The following is a 17,251-nucleotide window of genomic DNA, read 5'->3' on the forward strand; positions in this document are numbered from 1 at the left end:
CCTTTTAGAAAAACAGTTTTTTTCGCATATCTTCTTTCCAGCTTCGCATATAGTTGTAATGATGAAGGAGGAATGTTTTATGACTCAACCCGAAATTGAAAAATACGGACAAGAAGCTGCACGTTACGAACAACTTGCTCGTTACTACCAATATAGCAATCCTAAAAAGTATGTGGAACTCTATATGAAATATCATGATGCAATTACAAAACTTGTACAAGCATATGAAAAGAGAGATTCACAAGAAGCAACTTTGCCGTCACATATGAGAATTTTCCACACAGCTCCCCATACACCAGCAGTTGATATTATTGTAAATGGACAAAAAGTGATTAAAAATATTTCCTTTAAACAATTCAGTCCTTACTTATCATTAGTACAAGGTAAATACCGTATTGATATTGTCCCTGTTGGAAACGAAACTCCAATATTCTCAGCATTAGTACCCATAATGGGGAATCACACTTATACCCTTGCAGCAGTCAATAGCGATAATCATCTCCAATTACAACCTATTCTTGATAATACTCATTTACCATCTGGTCAAGCAAAAATACGGTTTGCACATTTTTCACCAGACACTCCGGTTGTAAATGTTAATTTGAAAGATGGGGATCATTTATTTGAAAATGTACTCTTTAAACAAGTAACAGATTTTTTACAAGTTAGCCCTGGTACAGCAGATATTGAAGTTTCACTTGCTGATTCAAAAAAAGTACTATTAACCATTCCTAAGTTCAACGTTGAACCAAATTCAATTTACACAATTTCAATAATAGGTTATTCAACTGAGGATCCAAAGTTAGAGGCCGTTATACTTACAAATTAAAACAGTCTACACCATTCCTATGGTGTAGACTGTTTACTTTTGAAACTCAATTTGAAATTCTGTCCAGTCGTTATTCGAACGACATAATATGGATCCTTTATGCTTTTCTACAATTTGTTTACATACAAATAGTCCAATTCCAGTTCCTAGCTTTTTAGTAGTTACAAATGGCTCAAAAATGGTTTCTACACTTTCCGCTGGAATCATAGGCCCATTATTTTTTATAACAATGCGAATAGTGGTATCCTCTTCAAATACATCAATGATAATTTTCCGCTCTTCTTTCACCGATTCAAGAGCATCAATTGAATTCATTAAAATATTTAAAAATACTTGTCTCACTTCACTCCGGTAGCCAATAAGTGGAATAGGATATGGCAATTTTTTTTCAATCAAAACATTTGCATTTACTAAACTTGGATACAAAAATTGTATAATATCTTGAAACAAATCATTTAGCCAAAAACGTTCAGATTCATTCCACATTTCTTTTTTCGACACAAGTAAAAATTGTGAAATCCTAAAATTCAATTGATCTAATTCATGTGAAATAATATCTAAATACGATAGATTAGGATGGTCTGTCTTCAATAACTTTACAAATCCCATAATTGAAGTTAGCGGATTACGAAATTCATGGACAAAACTAGCCGACATTTGCCCTAGAATCGTAAGCCTTTCTTTATGTGTTTCGTTTATATATTGCTGTTTTTCTTCTAAATTTTTCGATATAATTTCTGAGTATTTTAAAACGGTATAATAAATTAATTTGTCAAAACAAATATGTATTTTGGCCATAATCGGTTTCAGTTCACGAGCGCTTACATCCAATTCGCACATTGCTTCAAAAAGTTCATTTCTTCCCACATTTGCATTATAGACAAAATCTCCAATATTCACATCTGCCCCTGCACGCTCAATGGCAATTTTCTCACATAATGGTTGAAGATAATTAATATCTTTATCTTCCATAACAAGTTCGATAATTAACTCTAATAAATCTTCTCCATTTTGAACTACTTCTTGTTTAAATGGATCTTTTTCGGAAATTATCATTTTGTTTTTCCAGTTCTCTACGAATTGGTGCTTGTTGTTTTTCAAGTGCGAACAAAATACTTCTTTAATATCCTTATCGATTGGAAAAACCTCCATTCCCTCCATTTCCATACGACGAATACCCTTTATATTTTGAATATTAACACAAAAAATACATTTCGTTAATAGATTATTGTCACATTTTGTTAATTTCTGTTGATAAAATTTATTTTTCCTTTCTTATTAAATAAGTTTTATTCATATATCTCTTTTTCTTTCTCATTTTTTAATTATTTTTCTGTTCAAAACTACTTTTTTTTGCATCCTTTTTAATTCTTGCGTACAATAAGAATTGAAAGGTGTGAAAAATATGGTAAATAAAAATGTGGAAGATTATCTCCAAGAAGGCATATATGGCCAAAAGCAAAACAAACCAGAAGAACGTAATATGTACTTAACTACATTACGTGAGCGTGTAGAAGTCGCTTTAACAATCGGTCAAGTAATGCAAAGTAATGTGTATACAGAAGTAACGGGTAGCATACGTTCTTCTCAATCATTACAACTATTCCTAAATGGTAGCATTGCTTACCCACATTTATCAAAATACATTAAATTAGCAAATGAAAAAAATGTTCCTTTTACAATTGTTCAAAATAAAGGTACAGAAACACCAATCGGTTTAGTACTATCTCATAGCACTGCTGTTGACAAAGAACAAATTTATGTAGAAGATGCTATTTTCAAACAAGAAATGAAGTAAAAGGTACACTTGATTAAATGAAATCGTTCCGAGAAACGTAAAACAAACAATAAAAAACGAGTATGGAATCGTAAACATTTCCTGCTCGTTTTTTATTGCGATGTTTAAGCTCGATCTACTTTATTTTTTAATACACACTAATTTCATTTCTGTCATTTCTTCTATTGCATATTTAATTCCTTCACGACCTGTGCCACTCTCTTTCACACCACCATAAGGCATATGATCAACCCTGAACGTTGGAATATCATTAATCATGACACCACCGACTTCTAATTCATCAATTGTACGCATTGCTTTACATAAATTGTTTGTAAATACACCTGCTTGTAATCCATAACGTGAATTATTTACTTGTTCTAAAGCCTCATTAAATTCTATAAATGGATTTACAGTCATAAGTGGACCGAAAACTTCTTGGCACTGAACAGATACATACTCTGGAACATTTGTTAATACAGTTGGTTCAAAAATCCTTGCATCACGTTTGTTACCACCGTATACAACATTTGCTCCTGCCTTAACTGCCTCTTCTACCCATGAACTTACACGTTCTACATCTTTTTTTGAAATAAGTGCTGATACATCTGTTTCTTCATGAAGCGGGTCTCCTACTACAACGTTTTCCATTGCTTTTGTTAATTTTGTAATAAACTCATCTATTTTGCATTCATGTACAAAAACACGTTGTACAGAAATACAAACTTGTCCATTATTCACAAACGCGCCCCATTTTACACGTTCAATTATTTCGTCTGTCAATTCAACGTCTTCATCAATGATAACAGCAGCATTTGATCCTAATTCTAACGTCACTCGTTTCAATCCAGCTTTTTGCTTAATTCCAATACCTACTTTTGGACTTCCTGTAAAAGTAATACAAGCAACGTTCTCATCTTTTACTAATGCCTCACCTACAACAGGTCCAGGTCCAGAAATTATATTGAAAGCTCCCTTTGGTAAACCAGCTTCTTCAAATAATTCCACCAATGCATATGACGAAAGTGGCGTTTGGTCGGCTGGCTTTAGCACTATAGTATTTCCAGCCGCAATTGCCGGACCTACTTTATGTGCTACTAAATTAAGTGGAAAATTAAACGGTGTAATAGCACCAATAACTCCGATTGGTTGTCGAATTGTATACGCTATACGGCCCTCTGCTCCTGGTGCCGCATCTAATGGTAACGTCTCACCATATATTCGCTTCGCTTCTTCAGCTGCAAACTTATATGTTTGAACAGTGCGATCTACTTCTCCCCGTGCAGCACAAATTGGTTTTGCAGCTTCTTTTGCGATAATCACTGCAAACTCTTCTCTTCTCTCATCCATTTTTTGTGCAACCTTTTCTAAAATAGTTGCGCGATCGTATGCAGATAATTTTTTCATTTCTTTCATTGCATTTTTAGCCGAAACTATTGCTTCCTTTACGTCATCCTCTGTACCTTGCGCAATCTCCGCTAATTTTTCTTCAGAATATGGTGCATACAATGGTTTATACGTCCCTACTGATTTCCATACCCCATTTATATATAAATGCTTTTTCATAGTGGTTCTCCTTCCGAATATACGCATACAATAATACGTTACATTTATTTCACCTAGTGAAAGGTCTGACTTATGTAATTGTATCATAGCCCTAACACCCCAAAAAACATTTTGCTCAAAAAAAACTCTGCTACAAAGCAGAGTTTACGAACTAATTTGTTCTTGGAGCGAAATTTTTTTTTCATCCCCCACAATAACAATCGATTCTGAAGGTTTCGTTACTTCCAACCTCTTAATATAGTGCCCATCTAATTCCTTCACACAAAACTTATAGTTCTCAATTTCAACGGTATCTCCTTCGGCGATCTCAATATTTTTCGTTAGTATCCAGCCGCCAATCGTATCGACATCATCGTCATCAATAGTCAAACCTAATAATGCATTCACTTCACTAACAAGTACTTTTCCTTCTAAAATTGTTTTCGTCTCACTAACTTGTTGGATTTCCGGTTGTTCATCAGTATCGAACTCATCTTGAATATCCCCTACAATTTCTTCTAAAATATCTTCAACGGTTACAAGACCTGATGTACCACCATATTCATCAATTAATATAGCAATATGCGTCCTTTCCCTTTGCATTTTTAAAAATAGATCATGAATTGGGATAGATTCAATTACTAGAATAATTGGCCTAATATATTGCTCCACTGTCTTTTCACTAACAACTCGATGCTTCACAAAATCTGTAAATATATCTTTAAAATTCACAAAGCCTATTACATGGTCCTTATCGCCATCAACCACCGGATACCTCGTATATTTTTCATGAGACATTTTTTGTAAAGCCTCTTCGGCAGGCATTTCTTTATTTAATATATTCATTTCTGTTCGTGGTACCATTATTTCTTTTGCGATACGATCGTCAAATTCAAATATTTTATTTACATACTTATATTCAGATTGATTAATCTCACCGTTTTTATAACTTTCTGAAACCAACAACCGCAATTCTTCTTCTGAATGCACTTCGTCATGCTTTTTTGGTGGTTTCAACCCAAAAAATTTCGTAATTAGCCGAGCTGATCCATTTAAAAGCCAAATGAATGGGAATGCAATACGATAAAACAAAATGAGTGGCTTAGCAACAAAGAAACTCACTTGTTCTGCTTTTTGAATCGCGAATGTTTTTGGAGCTAACTCTCCTACTACCACATGAAAAAATGTGATAAACAAAAACACTAAAATTATAGCCAAAATATCTGCGAGTTGAGTGGGGACATTCCAATTTGCAAACAGCACATCAAACATGTGCTTTAGCGCAGGTTTACCAGACCACCCAATCCCAAGAGCTGTAACAGTTATTCCTAACTGACAAGCTGATAAATATTCGTCTAAGTTTGTAATGATTGTTTTGACAGATATTGCACGATTATTTCCTTCTGCAATTAAATAGTCAATTCGTGAACTCCTCACTTTAACAATTGCAAATTCTGCTGCAACGAAAAATGCCGTTAAGGCAATTAAAACAATCACTATACTTATACTATATATGTCCAAATACTTTTCCTTACTTACAGTGTAAGCAAGGAAGCCACCTCCTACTTAAATTTATTCAAGTGAAGTAAGCATTCTTATACTCTAATAAAATTCTACATTAGCAACCACCTTTTTATATATTATATGCATACATAAAAAAGATATTTATAATTATGATAATCTAATTAGATTATCATCGTCAAACTATAATAATCCCAATTTTTAGATAAATAAAAAATATTTTCTTTAAATCGTATATGCTAAACAGCTCAATTTCGTGAAAAAACACTTTCTTTGCCGATTCCACACTTCTTTTGTCACACCTGAAGGGAACTTACTACATAACTAGAAATCATTCAATAGGATATATATAGGAGGGATTATTTTGGAATATAAAACACCATTTATCGCGAAGAAATTAGGTGTTAGCCCAAAGGCTGTTGTCCGGATTGCACAACAATTAAATCTTACGATAGAAAAAAATAAATATGGTCATTTTATTTTCACACAAGGTGATTTAGATCAAATGTTAGACTACCATCGTTCTCAAGCAGACCAACCTCACAACGTTCAACCTACTCAAACAACATCATCAAATGATTTTGAGCAATTAGCAGCTCAATTAAATTCAATTACGAGAAGACTAGATCGAATGGAAGAACAAATGCTAGATAAAGCAAATGATGTCGTTACATACCAACTTTTACAACATCGCCGTGAAATGGAGGAAATGTTAGAGCGAATTCAAAAACTAGAAGCTGCCTTAAAAAAAGAAGAACCAATATATATTACTCCTGATTCAAAACCAACATATGAAAGAGAAAAGAAACCTAAGCGCCGCAAAATGATTTTTAGTATATTTGGACTATAACCTTGTAGACCCTTATTACAAGAATAAGGGTCTACTTTTTGTATGAAGAAAGAAGGCTGTAACATGACACCCTTCTTCATATTATACATATTCATATATTTTTATTTTGTTAACATAATATTTTTACTGTATTCTGCAATAAGTGCCTGCGCATGAGCATTCCCTTGAATAATATCACGGAATTCTTTCAAAGAATACAAATGTGCAGCCCCTTTTCGAGCATGAATCCGTACTGGTACACCTTGTAAAGTATCATGAAACTGGAATGGACTATCTATCGGCTCAATTGGAAAACCGAGTGTAAGTAAATACATATACATTCTTTTTGTAACTGCTGCAATATACCATTCAGCTTTGGTCTCTAACGCATGCATAAATAAAATAGCTGCCAACCTTTTGAAATGTCCTCTCCCCCGAGACGTTTTCGCAATGCTTAACTTTCCTATTTCATATACATTTTTCAAATCTTTCACTAAATCATTTTTAGAAAACGGATAGAAAAACTCCGAATTTGATTGTTCAGGTACTGTATACTTAATACATTCTACTGTACCGATATGATGTTCATCTTCTATTAATAAAAATCGTGATGGATTTAAATTACGTTCTACAAACATTAAGTTTCTTTCTTCACAAAAATCTCCCCACAGTTGCTCGAACCAAAAATGTTCTTCCTTTGTTTGAACACGCTGGAACATATTTACCCGCCTTTCCCATCGCCGCTCTGTTTTTGATAACGCTTTCACCTACTATCATATAAGAACAAACCTTCGTATGCAACTAAAAATATTTACGTCTTATTATATTCTGTAAATTGAATTAAATTCCTATTTCACACTCTGTTCCCCCACATGTACCATTTCTTACTTTCTTATACAATCGTACATACAAAAAAAGTTAATTTCTCTAATGAAAGATGATTATCATTTCAAATTCGACCCATGTTATGCTTCTTTCCTTATGGCATATAATTCTTCTTAACCTAAAGAAATCCTTTATAAAAAAAGGATTTCTTTTACATTTTATTGCTTTTTAACCATTTTTCAAAAATTTGAATCATCCCGTGCTTTCCCGCCAACTTCTCTTCTCCTTGTTTCGTCTTATACGGATATAATTGCAAAAACACACCACAACCAGATTCTATTTTTTTACTATGCATATGACTCCCTGGATATACACAAATCACTTCATAAATTGCCCTACGATGAAAAACTCGTTTTCCACTTTGTTCTTCTACATACTTAATAGACCAGTATTTATACATTTGCTCCGTCGCTTTCGTATTACCAATAGGTTGAAAAATATTATACATAGGGCTATATTTCACTTCAATAATTATAGATGATTTATATACGTACTTCTCTTCTTCCTTTACATAACAATCTAGACGTATATCTGGCTTCTTTGTGTCCTCTCCATTATAAAAATTACTTCCTTTGCTAAGTGCAATAAGGGGGTGTGTTTCAATTAGATCATTAAATGCGACGTGCACTTTTATATTATCTCTATGCAAGATAACAGTCGTTCCATCTTGTAATCCGTCTAAATAAAAATGTTCTTGTATTTGTTCACGGATAGGATTCTTATCTTCAAATCCGATTTGTTCTAATATAGAAATAACGATAAAAAAAGCGTAATACTCATACACTAAAAACGTTGGTTTATATACGAATAATAAAGATGGGGATTGCTCCGTTTGTTGCGGTAACAATTCTAAATGATGGAGTAATTGTTGATGTGGTATAGATAAAGTGTGCGAATTAATGTTAGCTGTTTCAGAAACTTCCCTCCAAAATGGAGAATACAATAAATTTCGAAAGTATTGCACGCTTTCATGTACGATATGAGCTAATATTTTATATTCTTGGATTTTCACAGAACTTTTACGTAAATCTGCTTCTTTTAGTAAATGTATATTTCTATATTTTTGTTTTTCTCTGTCCGTCACTGATCCATTTCGTTCAATCGTTTTCATAATTGTTTTAACAGCTTGGAATTCATCTGATTTTTTCTTCTTTTCTCCGTCTAGTATTTCAATCGTTTTACGTACAAAACTTTCTGCTTCAAGTAAATAATAATAGCATTGCATTGTTTTAAATTTAAGGAATGCATTTTCAATACTATTTTTTTGCTCCTTAAATTTACGGTTGTAATATTTCGCATAAAGCTTTCTTTCTGTCATAATGGCAGTTTTTCTCGTTGTCTTCCGCTCTTTCGTTTCCCAATTAAATTCGTGTACAAATTCCGCATTCGATTCTACTTTCTTAAAAATTTGTTTTATTCTTTTCATTTTTTGTGGCAATTTTCTTAACAATACCAAATAAGAAGAATCTTCAATATCGCTCAGTGCTGAGAAAGTTTTCTTGTAATAACCTCTATCTAAAATTAACTCGTTTAAAATTGACTTCACATAATCTTGAATCATTTCAAATTGGTCATCAAAAAAGTTTTTAGGAACAACTTGAAACGCCCCATAATAAGTTTTATCTTCTATACGCACTTCAAAATGATATAAGCCACAGCGCCACGGATAAAAAAATTCAGTTTTTCCATGTTCATACACTAATACTCTTTGTTTTTTTTCATTTAATTCATATTGTGACTCTTTTATATTCTTTTGTCCCTCATATACTTTATTCCATATGAATGTAATATCCATTGGATTTTGATAATGGAAATGCAATTTCAGTGGTTTTAATTCCTGTACCTTATAAATACATTGAACTAATGCTGTAGTAGACGTACAGAGCCTATTTAAAAGGATAAAATCGCCTTTCCCCTCCGTACCAATGATTAGCTTCAATACAAACGGGAGCGTTTCTTTCGTATCAACGATTGCTGTTTCATAACGCTCCTCATTTTGCATATCCATACAACTCCAGTTCTCTACGCTTTTGTCTTATATAAGCTAAAGAATGTTCAAATGTAGATACACGATTTGCAAGCGGAGACTGTAAAAGTGGTATCAATATCGCTCCCCTTTTTGCTTCTTCAGAAAGTAGAGAGCCCACTGTCATTTCTGTCCCCCTTAATTTCGTTAATACGCGTTGCTTTATTTGCAAGTCAAAGCCTTCTTCCCTGCTAATCATATAGGACTGATTATTTTGGAACGGTATATTCTGCAAATACGTAGCGATTGCGTTTGCACATCGGAAAGAAATTCCTTTTGATATATCGTGTGATGATAATACATCATGTAACTTATCCAATAACTCTAATTCCTCTTCAGTAAACACTTCAATCATCTCTTTATTCCTAAACCAATTAATTCGAAATTCTCCTGTTGTTACTTTCAGTGGGGGTTGCTGAACTACTTTCTCTTGTTCTATACTCATCTCGCAAAACGGAATTTTTTGTAACGTAATCAAATTTGTTCGATCTAATAATCGATCGGAAAGCTCTTTCGTCGTTTCATCAAAATTTACAGTACCTACGAAAATAACATTCTCACCAATTTCCACTGAAGGCGGAATTTGATTTTCTATTTCTTGTACTTTCTCATACAAATTCAAAATACGGTTTTGCTTTTCAAGTTGAAGAACGGATAGAAATGGAGTAAACCAATGCTCAATATGTGACATGTTCATTTCATCAAACACAATTATATACAATTGATTTGGGTTTTCTTTAGCCTTCAATAATGTCCGAACTAACTTCGTTTCACTTTCAATAAAATTACCATTCGGATGAAGGTAGCCGAGAATATCATGTGGTTCTTGATACGATGGTGAAATTGGAATCCAAATTAATTCTTCACCATAACGTAAGCCAAGTGCTTCTGCATATGCTTGCACAAAGCGTGATTTCCCAACACCTGGTATACCACCAACAATCGTTAACATATTGGTTTTAACACTAATGTGAAAATTATATATATCTGTATCATCCAAATATAGACCTTTTTTACGAACCATACTTTGTACATACTGCAAAAAAGAGGATTCACGCTCATCCCATTCCCAGTCCTCCTTTTGCATTTTAATATCCTCTGCTTCAACTAACTTACCTTCTTCAACAATTCGTTTATTTAATTGCTCATACACATTCTCACTCACAAAATATAAATGTTCATCTACTGCTATTTCTACATGTTTCATCCAATCGTTTATTTCAATATATTTGCATTCTTTTCTTTGCTCAAAATATGAAATTGAACTTATTGATGATTTTAACGATAAATTCCCATATAGTCTTCCTTCATACCATAATAATTCTGGAGGCTCAAAGTCTTTTGGTAATTTAGGCATAAGAAATGATAAATAACCGTTGCTTAACTTACGTTCCAAAGACGCTCTCTTTTTATAATTCGAGACCTTTGGTGAAGGAATCAATTTATATGAAGATGCTATTTCTCTAGGCTCTTCTGTACATATTAATTCCAAAAATAAATTTCCTCGATCATAATAAAGACGAAACATAACCAATTGCTTTTCTAATTTACGCTTCTTTAAATCAGTAAAGATTTTTTCATTTTTTTTATTACTGCATAATCCTTCAAATAAATATTTTCCATCCGGAAATAACTCTTGTAAAGTGAAGGGTAATGGAGAAAGGCATTGTACAAAGAAATTTTCTCCATTCTTCTCTCCCTCCGATTTTGCAAACGTTCCAATAAATCTCATATAATACATTCGTTTTATAAAACTTGGATGAAGAGCTTTATGTAATTTCAACGTAGTCACCTTCTTTTTTCATACTATTCTTAGTGTATGAACTACAATCTAAAACTAGAAATAAAAAACCTGACGTCATCCGTCAGGTTCAAAATTAAAACGTATATTAAAGAGAAGGAAATGCTTTTTTTTCTTGTAAAATAGCATTATGAGCAATTTTCATTTTAGCAAGTACGTACCGTAATCGATCTTCGGCATTTTCATCTTTATTTTGTTGCAAACTCGCCAAATTCTCTACAGAACTCGCTAAATTTTCAATCACACCTCGAAGTTCAGGATGATGATTAAAAAAAGATTCTTGTACTAATACTTTCCTCAAATCACTAGCTAAATCCATAATTCTAGACAACTGTTCTTTTTCTTCCATTTTCATCCCTCCTGAATATCTTATGTATTAAATATTCTCTAAACTAAGAAAAAAGCCCTTTAAATTTTGAACTGCACCCCAATTGTTAGACACGACTAACAATTGGAGGTGCAGTTTTTTTATGGCTAAATTTTCTTCAAAAGAAAAAATACAAGCAGTAAAACGATATTTAGAAGGCCCAGAAGGCGGGACAAGCATTGCTAAATCTATAGGCGTGGATCAGCGGGTATTTTATCACTGGATTAGCCGATATGAATATTCCGGTGAAAAAGCTTTTGAAAAACGCTATACATCTTACTCTACGCAATTTAAACTAGACGTACTTAACTATATGATTGAAAATAGGACGTCTATCAGGGAAACAGCGGCAATTTTTAATATTCCATCTTATGAAACGGTTCGTAAATGGAAAGTAGCTTATGAAACAGAAGGATTGGATGCCCTACAACTTAAAGAAAAGAGGCATCCGTCTATGAATAATAAAAATCACAAAATAGTGAAAAAGCAATTACCAGTCGAAGGCTCCATTGAAGAACTCCAAGAGGAGTTAGAAAGGTTACGTATGGAGAATGCGTATTTAAAAAAGTTGAATGCCTTAGTTCAAAACAAACAGAAGTCACAAAAAAAGACAAAGCGCAAGTAGTTTATGAATTAAGGCATCAATTTCCGGTACAATCACTTTTAGTGCTTGCCAATATTCCACGTAGCACATATTATTATTGGTTAAAAAATGCCAAACGTCCGGATCCAGATGCAGATTTGAAAGTATTAATTCAAGCTGTTTATCATGAACATGAAGGCCGTTATGGTTATCGCCGTATTCGTGATGAACTTACTAATCGTGGACATAAAATAAATCACAAAAAGATACAACGCATTATGAAAGAATTAGGATTAAAGTGTTTGGTCCGTATGAAGAAATATCGCTCTTATAAAGGAACTGTTGGAAAGATTGCCCCTAATATTTTAGAACGTAATTTCAAAGCAGAAAGGCCAAACGAAAAATGGGTCACGGATATTACGGAGTTTAAATTATTTGGAGAGAAATTATATGTATCGCCAATGTTGGACTTGTTTAATGGTGAAATTATCACGTATACAATTGGTTCAAGGCCAACCTACGCCCTTGTTTCTAATATGTTAGACCAATCCTTTGAACGCTTAACAGATGAGGATGCCCTCCTTATTCATTCCGATCAAGGTTGGCACTATCAAATGAAAAAATACCGTGATTCTCTTCATAAACGTGGTATTACACAAAGTATGTCTCGGAAAGGGAACTGTTACGATAACGCAGTTATCGAAAATTTCTTTGGTATTATGAAATCTGAATTTTTATATCGAAAAGACTTTAAGAATATGGAACATTTTGAACAAGAACTAGCAAAATATATATCTTACTATAATCATAAGAGAATTAAGGCAAAATTAAAGGGTATGAGTCCGATACAATACCGGACCCACGCCCAAAACGCTGCCTAATGAAATAACCATGTCTAACTTTTAGGGGTCACTTCATTTAAAGGACTTTTACAATTTTATATTTCCTGACATTAACATATAAATTGAAGTGATAGCCGCAATAACAATTGCCCACATCACATATCTCTCAATACCTGCAAAACAACGATTCCCTTTTTCTTTTCTTGCAAACATATACACGAGAATCCCAATACCATATACAATTGAAACAAGCAGTAAATTCTTTAAACCAGCTGCGTAAATGAGCCATACAGAATATACAGAAGCAATTAAAGCTAACAAGCCATTTTTCACCCTCGCAACTTCAAGCTCTTTCGTAATGACTAATTTCAATTGATATAAAGCTGATAATAAGTACGGCAGTAATATAGATGTTGATGCAATAAAATACATAATTTGGTATGTCGATTCTGAAAACAGAACGATTATAAAAATAACTTGGGCAACAGCATTTGAAATCCATAATGCCATATGCGGTGTTTGCTTTTTATTTGTTTTCGTAAAGACTTTCGGAAACACTCCATCTTTTCCAGCTACGTGAGAAATTTCAGAAACAAGTAAAAACCAGCCAATTAATGTACCTACAAGTGATGCAACTAACCCGATGTTTATCGCAACTGCACCCCATGGACCAACAACATGTTCTAATACATGTCCCATTGACGGAGTTTCTAAAACGGAAAGTTCTCCTCGTGTCATTGCTCCCATTGACAGAACAGAAATTAAAATATAAATAGACATTACTAAAATTAATCCAAGTACTGTCGCTTTTCCAACGTCTCTGCTATTTTTAGCTCTTCCTGATAATACAACTGCTCCTTCAACCCCAATGAACACCCATAGCGTTACAAGCATTGTATTTTTCACTTGACCAAGGATAGCGGAAAGTGAGATTGTTCCTTCTCCCCAAAAATCATGCGTAAATGTATCCCAGCGAAAGGCTGTTACCATTACAACAATAAATAATACGATTGGAACTAATTTCCCTACTGTTGCGATAACATTCATAATGGAAGCTTCACGAATTCCAAATAAAATTAGAAAATGTAGTGTCCATAATAAAAGAGATGCACCAATGATAGACGCAACGTTATTTCCTCCTTTAAAAATTGGGAAGAAATAACCTAATGTGCTAAACAGCAACATAATTGTTGCGACATTTCCTAAAATTCCTGCCAGCCAGTACCCCCAAGCACTGTTAAAACCAATATATTCACCGAAACCAGCTCGTGCATAACTATAAATTCCGCCCTCAAGCTCCGGTTTTTGTCTTGCTAACGTTTGATATACGAGCGCAAGTGGAATCATTCCCATTGCTGTAATACACCAACCAATTATCGTTGCACCACTATTTGCTCCTACTGCTAAATCATGCGGTAAACTAAAAACACCGCCTCCAACCATCGTTCCAACTACTAATGCGATTAACGGAAAAAATCCTAACTTCTTTTCTATTTGTACCACCCCATCTGTCATTCTAGGTGTTATGCTCGTTCAACTATTAAAGTCACCTTTTTCTCTAATAGACGTTTCTCTTATATTTTTTCAGGAAAACATTACTTATTCTAAAAGAAAATGAAGAAAAATGGAATACTTTTTTGAAAAAATGTATAAGTATGCACAAAAAAACCGTCCATTTTGTAATGAACGGTCATTTCAAACATATAAAATTGTATATTTCTTGTAAAATTAACGAAGTAAATTCTCTTTTTGTAAAAATTGTTTTGCTACTTCTTCACTACTTTTCCCATTCACATTTACTTCGTAATTCATTTTTCGCATTTCTTCATCTGTAATCTTTCCAGATAATTTATTTAATACTTTTTCGAGTTCAGGATATTTCTGTAACGTCTCTTTTTTTAATAATGGTGCTCCTTGATAAGGCGGGAATAATCCTTTATCATCTTTTAGCACTTTAAGTCCATATTGCTCCAATTCACTATCAGTTGAATATGCATCAATTACGTTCACATCACCCGATTGTATTGCACTATAGCGTAGTTTCGGTTCCATCGTTTTAACATTTGAAAACTTATAGTTATATAATTTTTGCATTCCTTTATAACCATCTTCACGATCAGCAAATTCTAATGTAAATCCTACTTTAGCTTCCTGTGCAATTTTTCCTAAATCAGAAATTGTATTTATGTTATTTTGATCTGCTATTTTTTTCGGCATGGCTAGTGCGTATGTATTGTTATACTCCATTGGCTTTAACATAACCATATTATATTTCTTTTCCATTCCCATGCGAGCTTGTTCATATACTTCATCACGATTTGTACTTTTCGGTTCTTCTTTCACGAAAGTAGATAAAGCTGTACCTGAAAATTCTGGGTATATATCTACTTCACCTGATTTTAACGCTTCAAATACAAATGCTGTTTTCCCAAGACCTGGTTTTAATTCTACGTGTAAATCTGTATCCTGTTCAATTAGCTGCTTGTACATTTGAATTAAAATTTCTGGTTCAGATCCAAGTTTGCCAGCAATAACTATATCGTTCTTTTGTGTATTCCAAAGAAATGGCGAAGCAATCATTACGACAACAATACATATTGTCAATATAACGCGCTTAGAAGAGCGTCTTGGGCTCTCGAGTGTGCGAAGTACTACATCAAAGAATAAAGCGAGTAGCGCGGCTGGTACGGCCCCTAAAATGATAAGCGCATGGTCATTTCGATCGATACCTAGTAATATAAGTTTACCAAGCCCACCTGCACCTATTAAAGCAGCTAATGTAGCCGTTCCAACAATTAATACCATTGCTGTACGAATACCCGCCATAATAATTGGCAACGCGAGAGGAAGCTCCACCTTCCATAACCTTCTCCAGCTATTCATTCCCATAGCTCTCGCCGCTTCTATAAGTGATTCATCTAATTCTCGTATTCCTGTATATGTATTTCGTAAAATAGGTAATAGTGCATACACAACTAATGCGATAATGGCTGGAAGTTTACCGATTCCTACTAATGGAATTAAAAGTCCAAGTAATGCAAGTGATGGCACAGTCTGCATAACAGCAGAAGTCCCTATTATAAATTCAGCCATCCGTTCTTTTCTCGTTAATAAAATGCCAAGAGGCACCGCAATAATTACTGCAAAAAATAGTGAAATAAGCGATATTTGTAAATGCTCACTTAATGCACTTAGCAATTCTACTTTTCGTTCTTGGAAGGTTTGAATAAAATCAGTCACTGTTTAGCCTCTTTCCTTCATTTGTTCAACAATGTAATTGACAATATGACGACTTGTTAACGCTCCAACATATTGACCATGCTCTTCAACCGGCACTGACTCTTCAGTTTGTAAGCGGACTAGTGCTTCTTGTAATGACGAATGTAAAGATAAAGCATTCCCTTCAACTCGTATACCATCGTCTAGCGGCAATACCTCTTCTATACTCTTCCCCTCATACCAAGGTCGTCCACGATTTCCAATGAACTCCTCTACAAACTCATTTTTCGGGTTATGTATAATTCCTTCTGGTGTATCTAATTGAACAACTTTCCCTTCTTTCATTACACAAATACGATCACCAAGTGATAAAGCCTCTTGCATATCGTGCGTTACGAACACGATTGTTTTTTGAATCTTTTTTTGCAGTTGTACGATATCCTTCTGGAGCTGCTCCCTACTTAACGGATCTAACGCACTAAATGGTTCGTCCATAAGTACAATTTTCGGGTTTGCGGCTAATGCCCGTACGACACCAACACGTTGTTTCTGTCCTCCCGACAATTCATCTGGCATACGATCACGATATACATCTGGATCGAGCCCAACCATCTGTAGTAAGTCATCGACACGTGCTTTTATTTCCTTTTTGGTCCATTTTCTCATTTCAGGGACAACTGCAATATTTTCAGCAATTGTCATATGTGGAAACAGCGCAATCTGCTGCAACACGTACCCTATATTCCAACGTAGTTCGTTTATGTTATATTGTTGAATATCTTTTCCATCGATTAAAATTGATCCTTCCGTCGTTTCAATTAAACGGTTAATCATTTTCATTGTCGTTGTTTTCCCGCAACCACTCGGACCAATGAGAACAAAAAATTCTCCTTTTTTAATTTCTAAATGCAATGAATCCACTGCTTTTGTGCCATCTTCATACGCTTTTGACACATGATTAAATTGAATCACAGACACAACTCCTTTCATGTTGTTTCCTTTATTTTGATGGAATATAGCATTCATT

General features: G+C 33.9%; 14 protein-coding genes. 4 read left to right on the forward strand and 10 right to left on the reverse strand.

The window, feature by feature from the left end; translation table 11 throughout:
* Positions 1 to 79: 79 nt before the first annotated feature.
* Positions 80 to 829 carry a DUF4397 domain-containing protein gene (locus ACP6L7_RS00995; protein WP_097831981.1) on the forward strand — a complete coding sequence of 250 codons (750 nt, stop codon included), beginning with the start codon at positions 80 to 82 and terminating at the stop codon, positions 827 to 829.
* Positions 830 to 862: 33 nt separating this feature from the next.
* On the opposite strand, the gene ACP6L7_RS01000 is transcribed toward ACP6L7_RS00995, so the two are convergent.
* Positions 863 to 1,996 carry a BA2291 family sporulation histidine kinase gene (locus ACP6L7_RS01000; RefSeq protein WP_097831980.1) on the reverse strand — a complete coding sequence of 378 codons (1,134 nt, stop codon included), beginning with the start codon at positions 1,994 to 1,996 and terminating at the stop codon, positions 863 to 865.
* A gap of 238 nt (positions 1,997 to 2,234) precedes the next feature.
* Here ACP6L7_RS01000 and ACP6L7_RS01005 point away from each other — a divergent pair, with 238 nt between their 5' ends.
* The gene (locus tag ACP6L7_RS01005; protein ID WP_097831979.1) at positions 2,235 to 2,627 is read left to right on the forward strand and encodes a YueI family protein; all 393 of its coding nucleotides are present in this window, start codon (positions 2,235 to 2,237) and stop codon (positions 2,625 to 2,627) included.
* A gap of 120 nt (positions 2,628 to 2,747) precedes the next feature.
* Here the strand turns inward: ACP6L7_RS01005 and ACP6L7_RS01010 are convergent, their stop codons facing one another.
* Entirely contained in the window at positions 2,748 to 4,172 is a 1,425-nt protein-coding gene (locus ACP6L7_RS01010; protein WP_097831978.1) for an aldehyde dehydrogenase family protein, read from the reverse strand.
* A gap of 144 nt (positions 4,173 to 4,316) precedes the next feature.
* On the reverse strand, positions 4,317 to 5,672 hold the full coding sequence (locus ACP6L7_RS01015; protein WP_097831977.1) for a hemolysin family protein: 1,356 nt from the start codon (positions 5,670 to 5,672) through the stop codon (positions 4,317 to 4,319).
* Positions 5,673 to 6,036: 364 nt separating this feature from the next.
* Here ACP6L7_RS01015 and ACP6L7_RS01020 point away from each other — a divergent pair, with 364 nt between their 5' ends.
* Entirely contained in the window at positions 6,037 to 6,522 is a 486-nt protein-coding gene (locus tag ACP6L7_RS01020; RefSeq protein ID WP_097831976.1) for a chromosome segregation protein, read from the forward strand.
* Positions 6,523 to 6,623: 101 nt separating this feature from the next.
* On the opposite strand, the gene ACP6L7_RS01025 is transcribed toward ACP6L7_RS01020, so the two are convergent.
* The 4 genes from ACP6L7_RS01025 to ACP6L7_RS01040 all read right to left on the reverse strand — a co-directional run bounded on the left by ACP6L7_RS01025 (position 6,624) and on the right by ACP6L7_RS01040 (position 11,562).
* Positions 6,624 to 7,220 (reverse strand): hypothetical protein, encoded by a 597-nt coding sequence (locus ACP6L7_RS01025; protein ID WP_097831975.1) that lies wholly within the window; start codon positions 7,218 to 7,220, stop codon positions 6,624 to 6,626.
* A 317-nt stretch (positions 7,221 to 7,537) separates the two neighbouring features.
* Positions 7,538 to 9,388 (reverse strand): hypothetical protein, encoded by a 1,851-nt coding sequence (locus tag ACP6L7_RS01030; protein WP_097831974.1) that lies wholly within the window; start codon positions 9,386 to 9,388, stop codon positions 7,538 to 7,540.
* Positions 9,378 to 11,195, reverse strand: coding sequence for a DUF8727 domain-containing protein (locus tag ACP6L7_RS01035; RefSeq protein ID WP_141533558.1), 1,818 nt, complete (start codon positions 11,193 to 11,195; stop codon positions 9,378 to 9,380). Before ACP6L7_RS01035 ends, ACP6L7_RS01030 begins: the two co-directional genes overlap by 11 nt.
* A gap of 106 nt (positions 11,196 to 11,301) precedes the next feature.
* Positions 11,302 to 11,562: a LemA domain protein gene (locus ACP6L7_RS01040; RefSeq protein ID WP_097831972.1), complete on the reverse strand. Its 261-nt coding sequence runs from the start codon at positions 11,560 to 11,562 to the stop codon at positions 11,302 to 11,304.
* A 121-nt stretch (positions 11,563 to 11,683) separates the two neighbouring features.
* Between ACP6L7_RS01040 and ACP6L7_RS01045 the strand changes: the two genes are divergently transcribed.
* Positions 11,684 to 13,044 (forward strand): IS3 family transposase gene (locus ACP6L7_RS01045; protein ID WP_430528870.1). Its coding sequence is split into 2 segments (ribosomal slippage): positions 11,684 to 12,140 and positions 12,140 to 13,044, totalling 1,362 coding nucleotides; the frame shifts between segments, so codons are not numbered across the junction.
* 48 nt (positions 13,045 to 13,092) lie between these two features.
* On the opposite strand, the gene arcD is transcribed toward ACP6L7_RS01045, so the two are convergent.
* The 3 genes from arcD to ACP6L7_RS01060 form a co-directional block, all read right to left on the reverse strand.
* A complete protein-coding gene (arcD, locus tag ACP6L7_RS01050; protein WP_097831971.1) occupies positions 13,093 to 14,520 on the reverse strand; it encodes an arginine-ornithine antiporter in 1,428 nt (475 codons plus the stop codon).
* Between the two features lie 213 nt (positions 14,521 to 14,733).
* Positions 14,734 to 16,245: an ABC transporter permease/substrate-binding protein gene (locus tag ACP6L7_RS01055; RefSeq protein ID WP_097831970.1), complete on the reverse strand. Its 1,512-nt coding sequence runs from the start codon at positions 16,243 to 16,245 to the stop codon at positions 14,734 to 14,736.
* A 3-nt stretch (positions 16,246 to 16,248) separates the two neighbouring features.
* Positions 16,249 to 17,196: an ABC transporter ATP-binding protein gene (locus ACP6L7_RS01060; RefSeq protein ID WP_097831969.1), complete on the reverse strand. Its 948-nt coding sequence runs from the start codon at positions 17,194 to 17,196 to the stop codon at positions 16,249 to 16,251.
* Positions 17,197 to 17,251 lie beyond the last annotated feature (55 nt).

It is taken from the genome of Bacillus silvicola (genome assembly GCF_050524305.1).
Classification (GTDB): domain Bacteria; phylum Bacillota; class Bacilli; order Bacillales; family Bacillaceae_G; genus Bacillus_A; species Bacillus_A cereus_AT.

Coding starts and splice junctions, on each gene's coding strand:
- ACP6L7_RS01030 (WP_097831974.1), bottom strand. CDS start 9,388: ATGCAAAATGAGGAGCGTTATGAAACAGCAATCGTTGATACGAAAGAA.
- ACP6L7_RS01025 (WP_097831975.1), bottom strand. CDS start 7,220: ATGTTCCAGCGTGTTCAAACAAAGGAAGAACATTTTTGGTTCGAGCAA.
- ACP6L7_RS01040 (WP_097831972.1), bottom strand. CDS start 11,562: ATGGAAGAAAAAGAACAGTTGTCTAGAATTATGGATTTAGCTAGTGAT.
- arcD (WP_097831971.1), bottom strand. CDS start 14,520: ATGACAGATGGGGTGGTACAAATAGAAAAGAAGTTAGGATTTTTTCCG.
- ACP6L7_RS01000 (WP_097831980.1), bottom strand. CDS start 1,996: ATGGAAATGGAGGGAATGGAGGTTTTTCCAATCGATAAGGATATTAAA.
- ACP6L7_RS01005 (WP_097831979.1), top strand. CDS start 2,235: ATGGTAAATAAAAATGTGGAAGATTATCTCCAAGAAGGCATATATGGC.
- ACP6L7_RS00995 (WP_097831981.1), top strand. CDS start 80: ATGACTCAACCCGAAATTGAAAAATACGGACAAGAAGCTGCACGTTAC.
- ACP6L7_RS01010 (WP_097831978.1), bottom strand. CDS start 4,172: ATGAAAAAGCATTTATATATAAATGGGGTATGGAAATCAGTAGGGACG.